This is a genomic window from Latilactobacillus fragifolii, assembly GCF_905332535.1.
GTDB lineage: Bacteria > Bacillota > Bacilli > Lactobacillales > Lactobacillaceae > Latilactobacillus > Latilactobacillus fragifolii.
Window position 1 is genome coordinate 476,455 of sequence record NZ_CAJOCF010000001.1, and the last position, 16,705, is coordinate 493,159.

Here is a 16,705-nt window from a genome sequence, read left to right on the forward strand (position 1 = left end):
CACTCTAGTCCATTTCTGTATTCTGATGTTGTTCCCATTTAGCAATCAATGGCGCAGTCTCTAACGCCCCCATCACGCGGTTGTCCGGGTAAAGCGCCGCTAACTCATCTAACATGGCAAAATAGTTCTCGTCACTGCGTTCGGAAGGGTTTAATGAAATATGGCGCACTAAAATATAGTCCGTACCAAGTTCAATCCCTACAACGCCTGCAAAATCACCAGCTTCATTGCGCCATAAATATAAATTACGTTGATCATCCGACGTATAGAGCGCCAATTCAGCTTGTACATGACTGACCTCTTTTAAATCCGGTACAAAGGATAAAAAGCCCATCGCAATTTTTTCATAATCGTTTTTATACTTGAATAACATGTTGACCTCCATTGATCAAACAAAGTTCTAATAGCATTAACTCTACCATAGTTTATAAAGCGCGACAAATTTAATTTAATCACGCGGATGACTCCGTTGGTAAACTTCTGTCAAATGTTTCTTGCTAACATGCGTGTAAATTTGAGTCGTCGAAATATCTGCATGTCCCAATAATTCTTGCACGATTCGCAAATCCGCACCATTTTCAAGCAACACGGTAGCAAACGAATGCCGTAATGTATGGGGGGTAATATCTTTTTCAATACCAGCCGTCTTAACATGCTTCTTTAGGTTCTTCCAAATGCCTTGGCGCGTCAAGGCATTGCCATGGAAATTAACGAACAAATATGGATTAGAACGGCCCTTGGTCAATTGATTCCGACTATGATCGAGATATCGATTAATCCACTCAATTGCCACATCGCCAATGGGAATAATCCGTTCCTTATTCCCTTTACCAAGTGTTTGAATTAAGCCCAATGACAAATGCAAATCAGCCATCTTCAGATGAATCAACTCGCTAACGCGTAACCCTGTTGCATATAAGACCTCTAGAATCGCTCGATCGCGTAATCCAAGTGCGGTACTTGTATCTGGTGCTGTCAATAGTCGCTCAATTTCAGCCGACGATAAGACCGCTGGTAGGTGACGACCTTGTTTGGGTGAATCGATCTGAAGCATCGGATTTTGCATAATCTGCTTTTCACGTGCTAAATACTGATAAAACTTGCGTAACGTTGAAATACTGCGCGTAATACTACTTTGCGCCTTATGCGCATCAGTTAGTTCTTGCAAGTAGTTCAAAATTAGAAACCGATCTTCAGTAAAGCTAGCAACGTGTTGGCGTTGCAAAAATGCCGCAAACTGCTGTAAATCTTGCCGATAACTCTGTCGCGTATTTTCCGAAAGACCGCGTTCAACTTTTAGATAGTGTATATAATCTTGAATTAAATCATCCATGTGTTTCCTCTTTTACAACTGTGTCACGTCAATTTGGCGCTTAGGATCCAATTGATTAGCTGGTAACCCGTTTTGTTGATTAATTTGCTGGCACCGCGCACAAATCCCATGAAAGGTTAACCGATGATCTAACACTGCAAACGTATAATCATCACGCACTTGTTGTTCCACAGTAGATAATAAATCCGTATGAATTTCCTCAACGGCCCCACATTGCAGACACAACAAGTGATGGTGAAAATGATGGTGTTGATCCGTTTCACACAAATCATAGTGGGTCATCCCATCTTCGATAAACCGGACCTTATTCAAAATATGGAGTTCTGTCAACATTTCAAGGGTTCGATACACAGTGGCCAACCCAATTTCAGGGACTACCACTTTAGTTGCCATGAAAATCTGTTCGGCACTCAGGTGGGCTTGGGCGTGGTCCAAAATGACCGCCACTGTTGCTGATCGTTGTGCTGTTAATTTGTAGCCGGCCGCTTGTAGCTGCTCGGATATTCGGTCTAATTGCTCAGCTTTATCCATTTAGCAACTTCCTTTTCAATCATTCAAAAAAGCTTAATCTTGCTTCTCATCATCTGTAATTGGGGCAATGTCAGCTTGCCCTTTTTCAGTTAACCGCGTTAGGCCCTCTGCCTGGGTAATTAAGCCATTTTTCATTAATCGCCCTAATGCCCGTTTGAAACTACCTTTACTAATCCCAAAGTAACGCTTAATTGCTTCTGGATCGCTCCGATCAGTGTACGGCATCGCATAATCGGGTTGCCGTTTTAAAACAGCCATAATCATTTCAGCGTCGTCCCCAATTTCTTCGTATGCCCGCGGTTTCAAACTAACATTCAAGCTACCTTCAGGACGCACACCAATGACCCGCCCTTTAACTTGTTGCCCTAAACGTGGTTCTGCTTCACGTTCAGAAGGGTGAATGAACCCAATGTAAAAGTCATCCGTTAAAATAAACGTTCCAGCTAGCTTCAAACGATAAACCGTCCCCATCACGTCTTGATTCTTCATTTCTGGTTTGGCACCTTTTGAAATTGATCGGAAGATGCTTTCATCAGCCAACTGACCCCACATCCGTCCTTTTTGATCGACTTCAATGGCAATCATTAAGCGATCGCCGGGTTTGGGCCATAATTTCGTAATGCTTGGTAAAATATCCAGTGACACGACGATGTCCTTATCTGGCAAACCAATGTTGACGAAAACGCCTAAATCGCGACGCGTTTCAACCACTTCACCAAAGGCATAATGCCCCACGCGTGACTTAGGAATAAACGTTGACAAAACCAATTCTCGACTTGAGTTTTCGTAAGCAAAGCCAGTGACCGTTTCACCGATTGTAATTTCTTGTTCTAAATGCTCTTTCTTTAACGCAAATGTCACGCCGTCTTTTTGGACAAAGAAGGCTGTTTCATTTTCATCTGTTACTAAGCAAGTAATCACTTGCCCGATTAGTTCATTCATAGTTGACCTCTTTTATTCTTATTCATTAATGAATTGGTACTAAATTAAAAACCGTTAAAATGGTATAGGTAATCCCTGCTGCAATTACGGGACCAGCCGCAATGCCTTTTAGAAAAACAACGCCCATGATGGTGCCAAAAATCAAGGCCACTGTCATCTCAGGACTAGCAGCTAATAACCCCACGCCCTTTGCTGATAGCACAGCGACTAGCACGCCACACCCAACTGCAATAAAACCTGCCGGTGTTTTAAAGGCATTTATTAAATCTTTAATCCCAATTTGGCCAGTTGCAATTGGGACCAAGATTGCCACCGAGATGACTGTCACCCCCCAATTAATGCCTTTAGCTTGAATTACGGGCAGTACCTTATTTGAAATTGGGAATATCTTTACTATTAAAACAACCGCGGTCGCAATGACTAAAGATTGATTTTTCGCTAACAACGCGACGATTAAAATCGCTACTAAAAATAACCAACTTTCCATGTAAACCTCCAATAAAGTCTCCCTACCATTGTACCGATAAATGAACGACTTGTCAGTATTTTCAGAAAAGTAATTTATGATTCTTACTTTTAGATTCTTTTTAAAACAAAAAAAGCCCCCTCTTTTGGAGGGGGCCGCCTTTAATCATTCACAAATGATTAAAGGGCGTTGGTAGCACCGCGGTAAACAATACCACGACGTGAATCAACAGTTACAACTTCACCATCTTTGATAGATTCTGTTGCGTCTTTAGCACCAACAACAACTGGGATACCCATTGCGATACCAACAACAGCAGCGTGTGATGTTAAACCACCGTTTTCAACAACGATTGCACTTGATTTTTCGATTGCTGGTAAGTAATCTTTGTCAGTTGATTTAACCACTAAGATCCCACCATCAATTGCTTTTTCAGCAGCTTCTTTAGCATTTGAAGCAACAACTGCCTTGCCAACGATTGTTTCATCGCCAACACCTTGACCTTGGGTTAATTTTGAACCAATTAATTGGATCTTCATAACGTTTGTTGTGCCACGTTCACCAACAGGAACACCAGCAGTAATCAAGATGAGGTCGCCTTCTTTAGCAAAACCGTGTTCTTGAGCTGTTTGAGTAGCCAAGTTGAACATATCATCTGTATTAGCAGGTTTCTTAGCCATAACTGGGTAAACACCGTAGTTAATTGTTAAACCACGACGAGTCCGTTCGTCAAATGTAACAGCCAAGATATCGGCTTGTGGACGGTATTTAGAAATCATGCGAGCTGTAGAGCCTGATTCTGTAGCAGCAACGATTGTCTTAATCCCTAAGTTGCGTGCAGTATGTGCAACAGCTTGGCCAATTGATTCTGTCAAGTTCGTCTTGCTGTATGCTTTCAATGCATATGCATCACGGTCTGTTAATGATTTTTCTGTTCTTTCATCAATACGGGCCATTGTTGCAACAGCTTCTACTGGATAGTCACCGTTAGCACTTTCACCTGAGAGCATTGTTGCGTCAGTCCCATCAATAACAGCGTTCGCAACGTCGTTAACTTCAGCACGTGTTGGACGTGGATTTTCTTGCATTGAGTCCAACATTTGGGTTGCTGTGATAACTGGTTTACCGATTGCATTACATTTCTTAATTAAGCTCTTTTGTACAAAAGGAACGTTTTCAAATGGAATTTCAACACCCATGTCACCACGAGCGATCATTAAACCATCGGAAACTTTCATGATATCGTCAATGTTGTCGATACCTTCTTGTGATTCAATCTTAGGGAAGATTTGAACGTGTTCCATATGTTTTTCTTCTAATAATTCACGGATATCTAAAACATCTTGAGGTTTACGAACAAAACTTGCAGCGATGAAGTTGATATCGTGATCTAAGCCAAAACGAATGTCGCTAGCATCTTTTTCTGTGATACCAGGTAAGTTAATTGAAACACCAGGTGCGTTAACCCCTTTACGTGAGCCAACCATCCCATCGTTTTGAACTTCAGTAACAAGTTCTTTGTTTGCTTCGTCTTTTTCAATAATTTTAAGATCCACTAAACCATCATCGATTAAAACGTGTCCGCCGACATGTGTGTCATCGTATAGACCTGGGTAAGTAACAGCGATTTTTTCAGGTGTCCCTTCAAGGGTATCATCCATTGAAATACGCACCACTTCACCAGTGTGTAATTCAAATTTCTTACCTTGTTGAACAGTTGTCCGGATTTCAGCACCCTTTGTATCTAACATGATACCAACTGTTTTACCAGTTAATTTTTCAGCTTCGTGAACCATGTTCATCCGGCTCAAATGTTCTTCATGATCACCATGTGAGAAGTTAAAGCGGAATACATTAGCACCTGCTTCGATTAATTTTGCAATAGTTTCAACATTGTTACTTGCGGGTCCAAGTGTACTTACGATTTTGGTTTTCTTCATAAGTGGAATCTCTCCTTTTATGTCTATTTTTTAAAAGACTTTTCAGTCATTTTAACAATTTTATCTATGAAACGATGAATCTAGTAAGCTAAATCTTCGTTTAAATCATAAAGATCTAGCATTGCGTGGTGCTTGTGATTGAACAAGTCTAACATATCATGGGCGATAATCTCATTCTTTTCAATCCCAAGTGCAACGCCACCTTTGCCTTCAAGCAATAATTCAACTGCTCTTGAGCCTAAACGGCTTGCTAACACACGGTCACTAGCGGTTGGTGCCCCGCCACGAACAACGTGTCCTAAAACAGTTGAACGTAAGTGGAAATCGCCATATTCAGAAAGTTTTTCTGAGAATTCATCAGCGTGCATAACACCTTCAGCCAATACGATGACAGCATGTTTTTGACCATGTTCACGTGAAGCGCGTAACTTATCAGCAACGGCCTTAACGTCGAAATCATGTTCAGGGATAATAATATCTTGGGCGCCACCGGCAACACCAGCCCAAAGCGCGATATCACCAGCACCGCGGCCCATTACTTCCACAACGAAAGTTCTTTCGTGGCTAGCAGCTGTATCACGGATCCGGTCAATTGATTCAAGCACTGTGTTAACAGCTGTATCGAAACCAATTGTTTGATCCGTAAATGGGATATCGTTATCAATTGTCCCTGGAAGTCCAATTGCATTATAACCATGTTCAGTTAAACGAAGTGCACCGTGATAAGAACCATCACCGCCGATGACAACCAAAGCTTCAATCCCAAATTTCTTGAGTTGTTCAATCCCCTTCAATTGTCCTTCGACTTGTGCAAATTCTGGATAACGTGCTGAGTATAAGAATGTCCCACCACGTTGAATCTTGTCGCCAACCGTAATTGGGTCCATCTTGAAGATATCTCCGGCAACTAAACCAGCGTAACCATAATTGATACCATAGACTTCAAGGCCTTCATGCATTGCTTTTCTTGCAACGGCACGGATGGCAGCGTTCATACCGGGTGCATCCCCACCACTTGTCAAAATACCTATGCGTTTCATCTTTTCACCCCAGGCAAATATTTTACTTAAAAAACCAGTTGGTCTTTCAAAGTCACTAATATATTATCACTTTTCAGAAAATAAGTCTTGTCTTTTGCGAAGATTTTCGCAAAGATAGCGCAATTTATTTATTGGTCAACCCCTTTTAAAATCACATTGCCCGTCCCTAAAAGGTTTGTAAGCGCAGTTGTTAGTTTTTCATTGCTTGCAACCCAATAGCGCTCGTTCAATAGAATTGACTGTTTATCGGCTGCCTTATACAAAATAACTGGCGTTGTCCCCCGATTTGCTTGTAACAATTGATACATTTGTTGTTGTACCTGACTCGTCAACGCCGTTTGAACCCGTAAATACAGGGTCGCCTTTGGGAGTGCCTTTTGCGCATCTTGTGCCAATTGAATCTGGTTAGCAACCACTTGCAAATCACGGCGTTGCTCAACTTTCCCAGCAACAAAAACGACTTGCCCGGTTTGTAACCATTCGCTAACTCGCTGGTAGATGCTTGCAAAGAGTGTCACACTAATTTCACCGGTTGCATCTTGCCCCGTTACAAACGCCATTTGGTCCCCCCGTTTAGTCCGAATTACTTTAATTCGGCGAACGAATAGGACCAAATGGACCGATTGCTCGGCGGATAAATCACTGATATCGGGTACATGGTAATGTTGACGCACACGATCGTATTTTTCAACCGGGTGCCCCGAAACATACGCCCCCAGATATTCAGCTTCTTTATCTAGCCGTTCGGTTAAGGTTAAATTCGAAACGGCCCGTTCTTTCGGCGCTAATACAGCAAATAAATCGACGTTATTCCCCGACAGCTTCACACTATCAAGTAGGTCGGCTAAGTTGGCTAACAGTGCATTGCGATTAGGATTAAACTGATCGAATGCGCCACTATAAATCAAGGCTTCTAATGCCTCTTGCTTAAGGAATTTAGAATCCATTCGCTGCAAAAAAGTCAACAACGATTTAAACGGCCCGTTGGTTGTCCGCTCCTGAATAATGGCCGCCACAAAATCACGACGGACTTTCTTAATGCTAAAGAGACCGAAAATAATCCCCGAATCAACTAATTTAAAGTAGCTTTGACTACGGTTAACATCCGGCGGCCACACTTTAAGCTGGCGTTTTTTAGCCTCTGCTAGATAAGTTTTCGTCTTCGCCGGATTATTCAAAACGGCATTTAATAAAGCTGCAAAAAAGGCTGCCGGATAATGAACCTTCAAATAAGCCAACCAAAAAGCAATTTTACTGTAAGCAACAGCGTGTGAGCGATTAAATCCGTAGTTAGCAAACCGTTCAATATAATCATAAACCGTTGTGGCAGCGGCCTCTGTGTGGCCTCGTTCGAGCGCACCTTGAATAAACTGCGTCCGACTAGCATCAATTACCGCTTTTTTCTTCTTACTCATTGCTCGCCGCAATAAGTCGGCTTCGCCTAAGCTAAAGCCCCCCATCTTGGACGCGGCCTGCATAACTTGTTCTTGATAGACTAAGATGCCGTACGTTGGTGCTAATATATCGGCTAATGACTCGTCCGGATAAGTGACAGGTTCTTGACCACTTTTACGAGCAATAAACACGTCAATGTTTTCCATTGGACCGGGCCGATACAAGGCATCTGTCGCCACAACGTCTTCAAATGAACTCGGCGCCAGACGTCGCAAAACATTCTTAATGCCTGGTGATTCAAATTGAAAAATACCATTAGTATCACCTTGTTGAAATAGAGCAAGTGTTTTAGGATCATCCAATGGAATGGCGTGCGGGTCAAACGGCTGGCCAGTTTGCTGGCCAACTAACTTCACGATATTGGCGAGAATCCCTAAATTACGTAACCCTAAAAAGTCAATCTTCAATAGGCCAAGTTCTTCCACATTCCCCATCGGTAATTGCGTGAGTTCAATCTCTTCACCACCACTTTGTAAGGCAACCGTATCGGTTAAGGGGGCTTGGCTCAACACAATTCCCGCCGCATGCGTTGAATAGTGTCGCGGTAATCCTTCGAGTTTCTGAGCGGTCTCGAATAATAACCGGTTTCTAGTGGAATCAGCCACCAAATTCTTTAAAGGTTGTGATTGTTGATAAGCTTCTTTTAACGTGATTTTAAGCACATCTGGAATCGCCTTAGCCCAATCATTCATTTCAAACTGACTTAAACCAAATACCCGCCCCACGTCACGTAACGCCATTTTAGCCGCAAGCGTTCCAAAGGTAATAATTTGTGCCATATGATTACGACCATATTTATGATAGACATATGCTAACACTTCATCGCGGCGATTGTCTGGGATATCTAAATCAATATCGGGCATATTCGCCCGATTAGGGTTCAAAAAACGTTCAAACAGTAATTGATATTGAATCGGATCCACATCAGTAATCATCAGCGCATAGGCCACCAACGACCCGGCAGCAGAGCCCCGACCCGGGCCCGTCATAATATGTTGTTCATGGGCATAACGCATCACATCGGCAACGATTAAAAAATAATCGGCAAAGCCCATCTCGTTGATAATCTGCAATTCATACCGCAAGCGTTCCTGATACTGTCGTGGAATCGCTTGATTGACAAAGCGTGCTTGTAAGCCTTGTTGACTCAGTTGTTCTAGATAAGCCGCTGCCGACTCTTGATGCGGTGTTTTAAACCGTGGTAGTTGAGCTCGCTTGAAAGGCAACTCAACTTGGCATAGTTGGGCAATCTTATCCGTATTTCGCACAGCTTCAGCCAACTGCAATGCTTCAAATTCGGCTGTAATTTGATCAGCCGTTTGCAAGTAATAACCACCTGAGGTCGTTTGATCCCCATCACGGAAATTGACTTGCGTACCGGCTTTAATATGTTGTAACACTTGCACTGAAAAAGCGTCATCTGGTTCTAAATAGCGCACATCACCTAATGCAACCAATGGGATTGCCGTCGCCTGACTCAACGCCATTAAACAACGCCGTTGGGGAGCTGCTGCTTGCTTAGCACTGATTCCTAAATACAAGCTATCCGGATCAACAGCTGCCTGGAGTTGCGTCAAATATGTCATTGCCGAATCCTCTGCTTGTAAAAGTAAGCGGACTAGTTCACCATCTTGGGCCGGCGTAATGACCACTAAGTGGCTTAACCACTGCGTGATAGCGGTAAATGAAACCAAATCAGTTTGAGTCATAATCTTCGAAGAAAGCTTCAGAATATTTTGATAACCAACGAAATCTTTCGCTAAGACAATGAGCGGAAAGCGCTCATCCGCTTGAAGCAGTCCACCAATTTCAAGCGTCAAACCTAAGATTGGCTGTAACTTAGCCGCCTTAGCCGCCTTATAAAAATCAACCAACCCATAAGTGACATTTTTATCCGTCAGCGCAATACTGCGGTAGCCACGTGCCTTAGCACGTTCAATTAATGCATCAATTCTAGTGGTACTTTCCAAGAGCGTATAGGTACTCTTAACCTGTAGTTGAACAAATGGCAAGCAACGCCCCTTCTTTCTTCGTTAATTCGATTACCTTTAGTATAACAAATTATTTCAAATGATTCTCTTTGGAAAACGTGTTACAATATCATAGAACTGAATCAAAGAAAGAAGGCCAACTATGAAATACGTCATGAATCTACTTTGGACATTGATTTTTGGGTTTGTCATTGGATTTATTGGTTCTAAACTAACGAAAACCGGCTTTAATATTCAAACAACCGTCATCGTCTCGGTTATCTTTGGACTTTTGCTCAACTTTTTACCCCTTGTATTACCAAAAGATCCAGCTAAATAAATACCGAAAAGGGCCGCAACAAAAAGTTGCGGCCCTTTTTGGATGCTTTATTTGGTAATGTAAATATACAAATCGCTTGTTGAAAAGCCGGTATTGAACTTCACCCCATTTGATTCGATGGTCTTCATCGTCGTTTGACTACCTTTTTTATTTTTCTTCGTATAATCACTGAATTCAGACATCACTTTTTGGGAATCAGCACCTGTTGCTTGAGCTATCAGTGCAAAACTGGTCCCAAAATCTTTAAGCGCTGCTTTGTCCTTCAATGCTTTAACCGGTGTAATGAGCGTCATCCCCATCACATCTTGATTATCAACAGAGCCGCGGATTGTCACATGCTTTGTTGCAACCCATTCAGTAACCCCATTTTTAGGGGTCGTCGGCAGCAATTGATCTTTTTGAGACTGTTGAGCCTTTTGCATGGCTGCTTGCACTTCTTGTTGACTCTGCTTAAGCGCCATCAAATCAGCTGGTGCCAGTTGGCCGGCTTTGGCTGCGGCTGCTTGCTTTTGCAATTCTTGGGCTTTAGTTTGGTCAGTTTTAGATAATGCCATCCCAATTAAGGCTTGGTTGTATTGTGTTGCAATCTTAGCATATTGACCAACTGACTTGCTAGCTGCAATCGATACCTTCTTTTGAACCGTTTTACCGTTTGCTTTAGCTTGCACGGTTACCGTTTGTTTGTTAGTCGTTGTTGGTACTTGAATCACATAAGTCCCATCTTTGACCGTCGCTTTTTGAAAATGGTTATTATTAACCCGGTATTTTAAATCTGCTTTCTTTGTTGTCGAACCTTTTACGACTGCCACCATGCCATTTTGGCGATAGTTTGTTTTAGTTGTTGTCAATTTGGTCGACCCACAACCAGCCAGTAGACTGATTAACCCTAAGCTAGTCACTAAGCCAACAATTGTTTTTTTCATATTCGTCACCTTTTCATTGAAATTTAACTCGTTGAAATCTTAGCTTAACCCTTTTAGAATCACAATTCAAGCTAAAACGACGAAGTGTCACATTTTTTAAGCCCCATTAAAAAAGAGCGCCCACTTAATAGCCGCTCTTTTAAACACTTATTTTAAACTTGTTTTCTTTTCATAACGGTTAAACATATATAATGCAACAATTGTGAAGAAAATTGGGCCAGCAACTGACCAAATTGTTTGACTTAAATTACCGTCAATTGCCGGTTGAATAATCGTAAAGACGTTCGCAAAACCGACTGTAAACATGACCATGCAGACACAGAATTTATAGAAGGTCTTGCCCTTATAAATGGTAAATGGTTTTTCGATACTTTCGTCCTTTTTGAAGCCAAAGTATGAGTAAGCCACAAACATGTATGGTAACGTCATTGAAACGTTCGTCATCGCCGTTAAGATGTCGAAGAACTTAGCAGCACTCTTACCACCAAAAGCAACAAATGCAATAATGACAATGACGATTGCAGCTTGCACTTTCATGGCATTGACTGGCATGTTATTACTATTTTTCTTAGTAAATGACTTAGGCCAAAAGGCAGCAGGGGTCCCTTCGATAATTGTTTTTAATGGCGAGAAAATAATCGTAAAGAAAGCGCCACTAAGTGCTAAGAACATTGAAAGTCCCATGTAACGACTGAGCCAAATCCCAACTTGAATAGCAGCATGTTGACTTAAATGCATTGCTAGCCCTAATTGGTAACCCATGTTGTTCATGGCAATATAAGCAACGTTCCCCAAAGTAACCGTTGCATTTGATTCCGTTGCTTTGGCGAAACCACCACCATCGGTAAAGACAAATTTCCAATTTGTGAAAGTCCCCATCATAAAAATCCCAATGGCATAGCCGACCACAATAACAACCGCTGAAATGGCTAACCCTTTTGGAAAGTTAACCTTAGCATTTTCGGTCTCATCAACTAATCCACCAACAACTTCAAGCCCACCATAAGCAAAAATGGCAAATACAACGAAACTAAAGACTTGAATCATTGAGGTATAACTTTGATTTGGTGATTGGAAAAATGCGTGTGCTGTAACCGGTTGTGCCATGACACCTTTATTTAACACAAGGATTAATAAACCACCCAAGAATAAGATTACGTTAATTAACGTAATGGCTGAACCACCGATACTAGTGATTCTCTTGATTTTATCAAGTCCTTTTGACGTGACAAAGGTAATGACAATAATCCAAATAATAGCTAAAATCCCGAGTGTTTGTACCCCGTTTGTCAAACCAAAGATTGACCATTCTTGTGTTTTATCAACCCCAAAAATGGCATTTGATAATGGAATCCAGATTCCGTTGCCGACATTCACCATCCAAATAATGTACGAAGCAAACCACATGAATGTCCCGACAAAAGCAAATTTAGCATTGACGGATCGCTCCATCCAAGAATAAATGCCCCCTTTTGCTTCACCAAAGGCCGCTCCCATTTCTCCAAGCATAAATGCATAAGGAATAAAGAAGGTAACAGCTGCTAAAACATACCAAAAAATTGATGCATATCCCATCAGGTAAAACGCCCGTGGGATATTCGTAAATCCAAAGACTGACGTAAAGACCATTAAAATAAGCGCACCGAGCGTTAACTTATTCGTCTTCTTCTTTTCTGCCACCTAAACCACCGCTTTCATTTTTTCTTCAGACTTGATCACAATGATTAATCTGCTGAATAAAAATTAGCCCATTAACATTTGTTAACAAACTAATTAATTATCCTATATTTTACGGCGAAACCTGAAAGAGGTAAACGAATTCACCGTTTTTGTAATTGAATTATCTGTGAATTTTAATTCAAATCTCATTTTCTAGTCAATTACTTATTTTTCACAGCTAGTTTTTCGTCAACCGCTGATTTTTTTAAAGTAATCCCAATCGCAATCTTATACACCACACTCTGACATGCCATTTTGAGGAGCGTTTGTTGGGTGGCCGTCACCAATGTCCCCGCTGGATTTTTTTCTTGCTCATAGGGGCTGTAATCTTCATCTAACTGATGAATTGCTGCTAAAAAGGTTAAGATAAAATAATCATAAAATTGCTTTTCATTTCGGTGGACCATTTCAACAGTCATCAATTGTTTGATTTCTTCAATCGAAAAACTCGTTTTCAATAAGGCGATCATCAACACTTGAGCAATTTGCGATTTGGCATACCGTTTTTTAATTGGCGCGGCCACAATTTCTTTTTTGACATAATTATTAATCATCGCGGCGGTGATTTCATCTAAGCTTAATGCGTTTAAGGATTGATTAATATAACCAACGACTTGATCCATATATAGCGCTAAATCAGGCAAGTCCGTCCAACGTGGTAAGCGTATAATTTGTAAACGATTGAGTTTTTGGTGTAGGTCTTCATTTTTCATAATTATCAATATCCTATTATTCAATATTTATTATAGCACTATCTAGTATTCAAAACTAGAAAAGTGTATAAAAAAAGAGTTTCCGATACAGAAACTCTCGCTGACGCTTAGTCGTTAGCTTTTGGTGTAACAACTTGTTCGCCTTTGTAGAAACCTTTTGGTGATACACGGTGACTTACACGGTATTCGCCATTAGTTGCATCGAATTGAACGTTTGGTGTGTTCAATTTGATATGACCACGACGCATCCGTTTCTTCGTCTTTGATGTTCTTCTTGCTGGAACTGCCATTATTTTCAGACTCCTTTATATCTTAGATTCATTAATGATATACCGAACTCGGGGAATTTGGCAAGGATTATCTCAATCCCATTCAAATTGATTTTTTAATCATCACGTGTCCCGCTACTTTTGTCCGCGACTTCTATAATACTATGTTTATCCGCTGAGAGCAAGTCAATTCCAGAAAAACAATTGATTAACGCTTCGCAATGGCCAACTTCCAAAGTGGCACTAGCCTTAGTCATCATTAACAGTCTGGATTGCGTTTTTAATCAAAGTGCCACCAAGCATTGCGCTACCAGTAATGCGCCATGCTTAATATCAAAAAAAAGCGCCGCAAATCAAATTTGCAGCGCCTAATTAACTCATTAACGATTTTCAAAAACTAACTGATTATCTTTTAAATTAATTTCGACCGTTGTTCCTGGTAACATATGTCCGGCAATAATTTCTTTAGCCAATGGGGTTTCGATATGGTTTGTAATAAAGCGCCGTAATGGCCGGGCCCCAAACGCAGGATCGTACCCTTCTTCTGCTACCCATTGTTTAGCAGCATCTGAAATCGTCAAGGTCAATTCTTGATCCGATAAACGTTCTGATAACTCATGAAGCATCTTGACCACAATCGCTTGAATATCATCTAAGTTCAATGGGGTGAACATGATTGTATCGTCAATACGATTCAAGAATTCTGGCTTGAATTTCGTCTGAATCAAGGCTTGAACACTTTCTTTAGCCGCTTGTGAAACTTGACCGTCGTCATCGACACCATCCAATAAGATTTCAGAGCCTAAATTAGAGGTCATAATGATAATTGTATTTTTAAAATCAACCGTTCGTCCTTGCGAGTCTGTCAACCGACCATCATCCAACACTTGTAATAAAATGTTAAAGACATCTGGATGAGCTTTTTCAATTTCATCCAATAACACAATCGTGTAGGGATTACGGCGAACTGCTTCAGTTAATTGGCCACCTTCTTCGTAACCAACGTAGCCCGGGGCGGCACCGACTAGCCGTGATACGGCATATTTTTCCATGTATTCACTCATATCGATACGGACCATATGCCGTTCCGAATCAAACAAATTCTCAGCTAACGCTTTTGCTAATTCCGTCTTCCCGACCCCTGTTGGTCCTAAAAAGAGGAATGAGCCCAGTGGCCGATCTGGATTTTGTAAACCAGCTCGTGAACGCAATACGGCATCTGTCACAGCATTAACGGCTTGATCTTGACCAATCACCCGTTCATGTAGAACATCCGCAAGGCGAAGCAATTTTTGCCGATCACCGGCCACTAATTTGGCAACCGGAATACCAGTTTGGGCGCTAACCACTGTTGCAATTTCATTTTCAGTGACAGACTCCTGAACCATCCAGTCCTCTGGCTTTTCAGCTTTTTCAAGGTTAGCAAGCTCTTCTTCTAACTGTGGAATCGTCCCATGTTGTAACTTAGCAGCAGTCTCTAGATCGTAATTTCCCTGTGCTTCTTCTAATTGCCGTTTTGCGGCATCAATTTCTGTTTTTTTGTCATTAATACGATTTAAATCTTCTTTTTCAGTTTCCCATCGCATCTTCAAATTGTTCGTTGTTTCGCGTAAATCAGCTAATTGTTTTTGCGTCTCAGCCAATCGTTTTTGCGAAGCAGCGTCGGTTTCTTTCTTTAAAGCTTCTTCTTCAATTTCAAGTTGCATTAATTGCCGCGTTGCTTGGTCTAATTCTGTTGGTTGTGAATTCATTTCAACATTAATATTGGCACTAGCTTCATCCACGAGGTCAATTGCTTTATCTGGTAGGAATCGATCAGTAATGTAGCGGTTTGACAGCGTTGCAGCTGCGACTAACGCATTATCGTGAATCCGAACACCATGGAAGATTTCAAACCGTTCCTTCAAACCACGTAAAATACTAATCGTATCTTCAACGGATGGTTCTTGAACAAGTACTTTTTGGAAACGCCGTTCAAGTGCCTTATCTTTTTCAATATTTTGCCGGTATTCATCTAACGTTGTCGCACCGATCATGTGTAATTCACCACGCGCTAACATTGGTTTCAAGAGGTTGCCAGCATCCATGCTGCCTTCGGTTTTACCAGCGCCAACGATTGTATGAATTTCGTCGATGAAAACTAGAATCCGTCCTTCACTCTTCTTAACTTCTTGCAACACTGCTTTGAGCCGTTCTTCGAATTCACCACGGTATTTGGCCCCGGCAATTAACGTCCCCATATCAAGCGAAATGATCGTCTTATCTTTTAAGTTGTCGGGCACGTCTTTACGAACGATTCTTTGAGCTAAGCCTTCGACAATCGCCGTTTTCCCAACCCCTGGTTCCCCGATTAATACGGGATTATTCTTTGTTTTCCGCGATAAAATTCGAATAACATCGCGAATTTCTTCGTCCCGGCCAATGACCGGATCCACCTTGCCAGAACGAACCGCTTTAATCAAATCCGTCCCATATTTTTCAAGTGCTTGGTAATTATCTTCTTGATTCTTAGATGTCACACGTTGTCCCCCTCGTAAGTCAGTAATGACTTTCTTTAATTTTTGTTCAGTAACATTTTGTTTCTGTAAATATTGGACCAAGGCTTGGTATTTCAAGCCCATTAAGCCCAAGATAACCGTTTCAGTTGATAAAAATTCATCTTGGAATTCTGTTTTGTATTTTTCAGCGGCGGTCAACACCTGGTACAAATTTTGTGAGATGTTTTGTCCATAATTTGTTTGACCTTCAACCGTTGGAATTGCATCAATTTCACGATCAATCTCTGCCTCAAGGGCATCGATATCTGCCCCGGCTTCTTGGTAAATTTGACGGCCTAATTGTTGTGGTTGGACTAAATATTTAAAGAGGTGGGGAATATCAATTTCAGTTTGATGACGCGTCATCGCGATTTTCTGCGCTTGTGCAAGTGCATCCTGGACAGCTTGTGTCATTTGTTCTGGATTCATAGACGTCATTCCTTTTTCAGTTATTTTGTAAGTTAGAAGTCAGATTATTCTGACTAATTCTATAATAGTCAAAATAGGTCAAACTTTCAAGTGATTCG

14 protein-coding genes are annotated in these 16,705 nt (G+C 41.3%); 1 reads left to right on the top strand and 13 read right to left on the bottom strand.

Annotated elements, in window-relative coordinates:
• Nucleotides 1-4: 4 nt before the first annotated feature.
• The 8 genes from J7Q78_RS02295 to dnaE all read right to left on the bottom strand — a co-directional run bounded on the left by J7Q78_RS02295 (nucleotide 5) and on the right by dnaE (nucleotide 9,719).
• A complete protein-coding gene (locus J7Q78_RS02295; RefSeq protein WP_154242079.1) occupies nucleotides 5-373 on the bottom strand; it encodes an N-acetyltransferase in 369 nt (122 codons plus the stop codon).
• Between the two features lie 75 nt (nucleotides 374-448).
• On the bottom strand, nucleotides 449-1,333 hold the full coding sequence (gene xerD, locus J7Q78_RS02300) for a site-specific tyrosine recombinase XerD (protein ID WP_208422341.1): 885 nt from the start codon (nucleotides 1,331-1,333) through the stop codon (nucleotides 449-451).
• 12 nt (nucleotides 1,334-1,345) lie between these two features.
• Nucleotides 1,346-1,864, bottom strand: a complete 519-nt coding sequence (locus J7Q78_RS02305; protein WP_208422342.1) for a Fur family transcriptional regulator — start codon at nucleotides 1,862-1,864, stop codon at nucleotides 1,346-1,348.
• 33 nt (nucleotides 1,865-1,897) lie between these two features.
• A complete protein-coding gene (locus J7Q78_RS02310) occupies nucleotides 1,898-2,806 on the bottom strand; it encodes a CvfB family protein (protein WP_154242084.1) in 909 nt (302 codons plus the stop codon).
• Between the two features lie 25 nt (nucleotides 2,807-2,831).
• Nucleotides 2,832-3,293: a DUF441 domain-containing protein gene (locus tag J7Q78_RS02315; protein WP_154242085.1), complete on the bottom strand. Its 462-nt coding sequence runs from the start codon at nucleotides 3,291-3,293 to the stop codon at nucleotides 2,832-2,834.
• A gap of 158 nt (nucleotides 3,294-3,451) precedes the next feature.
• Nucleotides 3,452-5,212, bottom strand: coding sequence for a pyruvate kinase (gene pyk, locus J7Q78_RS02320; protein WP_154242086.1), 1,761 nt, complete (start codon nucleotides 5,210-5,212; stop codon nucleotides 3,452-3,454).
• A gap of 80 nt (nucleotides 5,213-5,292) precedes the next feature.
• Nucleotides 5,293-6,252 (bottom strand): 6-phosphofructokinase, encoded by a 960-nt coding sequence (gene pfkA / locus J7Q78_RS02325; protein WP_154242087.1) that lies wholly within the window; start codon nucleotides 6,250-6,252, stop codon nucleotides 5,293-5,295.
• A 128-nt stretch (nucleotides 6,253-6,380) separates the two neighbouring features.
• Nucleotides 6,381-9,719 carry a DNA polymerase III subunit alpha gene (gene dnaE / locus J7Q78_RS02330; RefSeq protein ID WP_208422343.1) on the bottom strand — a complete coding sequence of 1,113 codons (3,339 nt, stop codon included), beginning with the start codon at nucleotides 9,717-9,719 and terminating at the stop codon, nucleotides 6,381-6,383.
• Nucleotides 9,720-9,840: 121 nt separating this feature from the next.
• Here dnaE and J7Q78_RS02335 point away from each other — a divergent pair, with 121 nt between their 5' ends.
• Complete coding sequence (locus J7Q78_RS02335; RefSeq protein ID WP_004270393.1) at nucleotides 9,841-10,017, top strand: YjzD family protein; 177 nt, start codon at nucleotides 9,841-9,843, stop codon at nucleotides 10,015-10,017.
• Between the two features lie 47 nt (nucleotides 10,018-10,064).
• Here the strand turns inward: J7Q78_RS02335 and J7Q78_RS02340 are convergent, their stop codons facing one another.
• The 5 genes from J7Q78_RS02340 to clpB form a co-directional block, all read right to left on the bottom strand.
• Complete coding sequence (locus J7Q78_RS02340; protein ID WP_154242089.1) at nucleotides 10,065-10,940, bottom strand: hypothetical protein; 876 nt, start codon at nucleotides 10,938-10,940, stop codon at nucleotides 10,065-10,067.
• Nucleotides 10,941-11,087: 147 nt separating this feature from the next.
• Nucleotides 11,088-12,620 (bottom strand): glutamate/gamma-aminobutyrate family transporter YjeM, encoded by a 1,533-nt coding sequence (gene yjeM, locus J7Q78_RS02345; RefSeq protein WP_154242090.1) that lies wholly within the window; start codon nucleotides 12,618-12,620, stop codon nucleotides 11,088-11,090.
• Between the two features lie 200 nt (nucleotides 12,621-12,820).
• Nucleotides 12,821-13,372 carry a DUF1836 domain-containing protein gene (locus J7Q78_RS02350; protein ID WP_154242091.1) on the bottom strand — a complete coding sequence of 184 codons (552 nt, stop codon included), beginning with the start codon at nucleotides 13,370-13,372 and terminating at the stop codon, nucleotides 12,821-12,823.
• Nucleotides 13,373-13,479: 107 nt separating this feature from the next.
• Nucleotides 13,480-13,662, bottom strand: a complete 183-nt coding sequence (gene rpmF, locus J7Q78_RS02355) for a 50S ribosomal protein L32 (protein WP_004270395.1) — start codon at nucleotides 13,660-13,662, stop codon at nucleotides 13,480-13,482.
• 359 nt (nucleotides 13,663-14,021) lie between these two features.
• Nucleotides 14,022-16,607 (bottom strand): ATP-dependent chaperone ClpB, encoded by a 2,586-nt coding sequence (gene clpB / locus J7Q78_RS02360; protein WP_208422344.1) that lies wholly within the window; start codon nucleotides 16,605-16,607, stop codon nucleotides 14,022-14,024.
• Nucleotides 16,608-16,705 lie beyond the last annotated feature (98 nt).